The organism is Tissierellales bacterium (assembly GCA_025210965.1).
Classification (GTDB): domain Bacteria; phylum Bacillota; class Clostridia; order Tissierellales; family JAOAQY01; genus JAOAQY01.
The window spans coordinates 1-3,176 of the sequence record JAOAQY010000155.1 but is presented as its reverse complement, the minus strand read 5'-3'; the positions used below and the strand labels follow the sequence as shown (position 1 = coordinate 3,176).

The window sequence follows — 3,176 nt, the reverse complement described above, 5'->3', positions numbered from 1 at the left end:
TCAAGCCTCTAGGAATGATGATGTTTTTTTACTTCAAATAAATTCTCTTTATATTTCACGATTTGTCCTCCTCCGATTAATGTTTTAATTATTGTACTAAATTTTCTTCACTTGTGCAAGTTCTTTTAACTTCTAGCCTATAAAGCAATAGCATACATAAGGCTGCTATAATTCCAAATAAACCTATGATAGCCCATAGCACTACTTGACCTGCTCCTTTTAGTATAAGGCCTCCAACTATAGGCCCAATCATGGCCCCAAGCCTTCTGATTAGTGGAAACACTGAATTGAATCTTCCTCTATGACTTATGGGCGTATGATCCGCTATATAAACGCTCGTATTTATAGATATTAGAATCTCTCCTATCGTCCAAATTACAGTTGATATGACAAACATCGTGTAATTATCTGCCCAAATTAATATTCCAAATCCAACTCCATAAAATATACCGCCATATGACATCGCTAGTGCAGGTTTTAGCTTAGAAGTAGCAGCATTTACAAATGCAGTAAATACACTACACATCACAGCGTTTATAGTTATTAGGCTTCCAAATATTATAGCCCCATCCTCAGCAAACAATTCTCCAAGCTTTATAGGTACGGCGAAAAATACTTGATTAAATATCATGAAATATATTGCAACGATTAGTGAAAATGCACAAAGCATCGGCCTCTTCAAAAGTGCCTGAAATAGATTTCCCTGTTCTATCTTTTCATCGCCCCTCTCATGGGATTTTTCAATAATATCCTTCGTAGGCATGGTCTCAGGAACTAAGCTCATAACTAAAACTACTGACAAAAATGTCGTCATCGCATCCCCAAGAAATAGCCATGTCAAATAGTGTTTGTAAAGAAACCCTGCCAATAGTGGACCAATTGCATATCCAACATTTATAGCCATATAATTTAGAGAGTAGCTTGTCTTTCTCTGTTCTCCTTCAGTCAAATCAGCAATCATTGTATCGTAAACCGGTCCAGAAAAACCTCCAAAAAATCTAGCTACCATTAAAAGACCCACCATCATCACAGAACTTGATGTAAATGCACACAGACCAAAACCAATTCCCGCTAGTGTTCTAAATATCACCAGTACTCTTTTCCTTCCAATTTGATCTATTAATTTTCCTCCAAGCAGTGTTCCTAGCATACCTGCTCCAGCATTTATTGCCGTTATAATACCAACTATGCCTACGTCAAGACCTGCTTCATATGTAAGTATCATAGTAAGTAGTGGCCCAACAAAATTTCCCATATAATTTATGATTGACGCGAAAAAAATCACATATATACTTTTCGGCAAGCCCGCATAAGCTTCAAAATATCTTCTCATCTTTTTTCATTTCCCCCTCTTCCTAATTATCTTAAATCAAATAATATCAAAACAACTCTCTATTTCCAAGAATATTTTCGTGAAAAATTTCCAATATAGTTCATCATTTAATGATATAATTATAGGCAAACTTGACTCATTTCAGTCAAATTCATCTTGCACTCAGAATATTTTTTAGGAGGGTTAATATGTCTACTACCACAATTGTTTTTGGAAAAGTTTTTGAATATGATTTCTTATCTGGTTGGATAAGATTTAAGAGACTTGAAAAAAATTTAACCCAAGAAGCATTAGCATATGGAATTTGCTCAGTAAGTCATTTGAGCTATTTTGAAAATGGCAAAAAAAAACTTAGACCAGAGCTTATAGAATCTCTTTTATCTAAATTAGAATTGTCAGCAATCACCGGTGAACAGCACATAGGTCAACTTAGGCAATTATTTTATAAACTTTTGTTTCAAATAGAAAGTTTTGATACTGAAAATGCTACTAAAACATATGAAGAGCTAAAAAAACTTGAAGGCTTTTTAGTCCAGTCACCTTATCATCTTGAATACAAATTATATGATTTACTATATCAAGGTCTAGTTCAAAAGAAATCATACTCTGAAATAAATCCTACACTCAAAATACTAGAGCGTACTTTAAATGCCTTTAGCAATGAGCTAAAATCTCTTTATCATCTACTCTATGGTGTATCTTCATTCAAATACGTATCTCATTCTATTGGCATTGAACATTTAAAAAAAGCTCTCGATTTTCATGAATCTCCTTGGGTTCACTATAGACTTGGTTTTTCATACTGCTTTGACAATAAGCCATTAAAAGGCATACAACATTTGAATATTGCACTAAAAAATTATGAGATGAATGGTTTATATCTAAATGCACTTTGGTGTCACAATTTTTTGGGAATTTGCTATACTTATCTAAAATCATACGATGAGAGCAAAGCTCACTTTGAAGCAGCTCTAAATGGTGCACTGCACTTTGGGCTAAATGAACCTCTATCTCATATTTACACCAATTTATCTAATCTATATTTGCAAAAAGAAGATTATGTCAAAAGCTTAGAATATAGTAGCAAAGTAATGGATTTCCCAAATCATCTATTAGTCTCCGTTCACAACGCTATAGAAGCTCATATAGCTCTAAATCAAATTGATGAATGTAAAAAACTCTTAGATATTTACCTTAGTGACAAATATAAGAGTTCGAAATATTATTTATTTCTAAAATTCGATTACCTGAGACTGTTCTCTTTTGAAAGTGATGAATTCTATGAGACAACTACAAAAGAGATTCTTCCATATTTTGAAAGTATTGATTATATAGAAATATGCAATGAAATACGTCTCTGTTTAATCAAATATCTAGAAGCTAATAGACGATACAAGGAAGCTAACAATATTTACAAAGTACTATTTGATGAACTTTCATAGACGAAAACTTTTGATAAAACGGCTATTTTATGGTAAAATAGTTTCTAGAGTAATTGTAATTGTGTTATACCCAGAACGGATCAAGCAATGTTGTCGTGTTCTCCACGACCAACATTGCTTTTTTGTATGCTTATATAAAAATTTCATTCACTTCTATTTCTTCCATCAATTTATCAACTTTTGAAATATCTATACGCCCTGTTTCTCTTTCCATAGCATTTGCTGTTCCACAAGCTATTCCAAGTTTTAGTATCTCACACTCAGACATTTCATCATGTATAGCTTTACAAAAACCGCCCATCATTGAATCTCCTGATCCAACTGGATTAACCGCCTCAATATTCGGAGCAGAACCTCTATAAACTCTTTTTTCCGTGACCAATATAGCACCGTCTTTTCCC

The 3,176-nt window shown here is 33.3% G+C and carries 3 protein-coding genes; 1 reads left to right on the top strand and 2 read right to left on the bottom strand.

Annotated elements, in window-relative coordinates; translation table 11 throughout:
* Positions 1-88 precede the first annotated feature (88 nt).
* Positions 89-1,333, bottom strand: coding sequence for an MFS transporter (locus N4A40_10715; protein ID MCT4662323.1), 1,245 nt, complete (start codon positions 1,331-1,333; stop codon positions 89-91).
* Positions 1,334-1,521: 188 nt separating this feature from the next.
* Between N4A40_10715 and N4A40_10710 the strand changes: the two genes are divergently transcribed.
* Entirely contained in the window at positions 1,522-2,775 is a 1,254-nt protein-coding gene (locus N4A40_10710; GenBank protein ID MCT4662322.1) for a helix-turn-helix domain-containing protein, read from the top strand.
* 130 nt (positions 2,776-2,905) lie between these two features.
* On the opposite strand, the gene N4A40_10705 is transcribed toward N4A40_10710, so the two are convergent.
* A partial coding sequence (locus N4A40_10705; protein MCT4662321.1) for a PfkB family carbohydrate kinase occupies positions 2,906-3,176 on the bottom strand: 271 nt, incomplete at its 5' end.

Coding starts and splice junctions, on each gene's coding strand:
- N4A40_10710 (MCT4662322.1), top strand. CDS start 1,522: ATGTCTACTACCACAATTGTTTTTGGAAAAGTTTTTGAATATGATTTC.
- N4A40_10715 (MCT4662323.1), bottom strand. CDS start 1,333: ATGAGAAGATATTTTGAAGCTTATGCGGGCTTGCCGAAAAGTATATAT.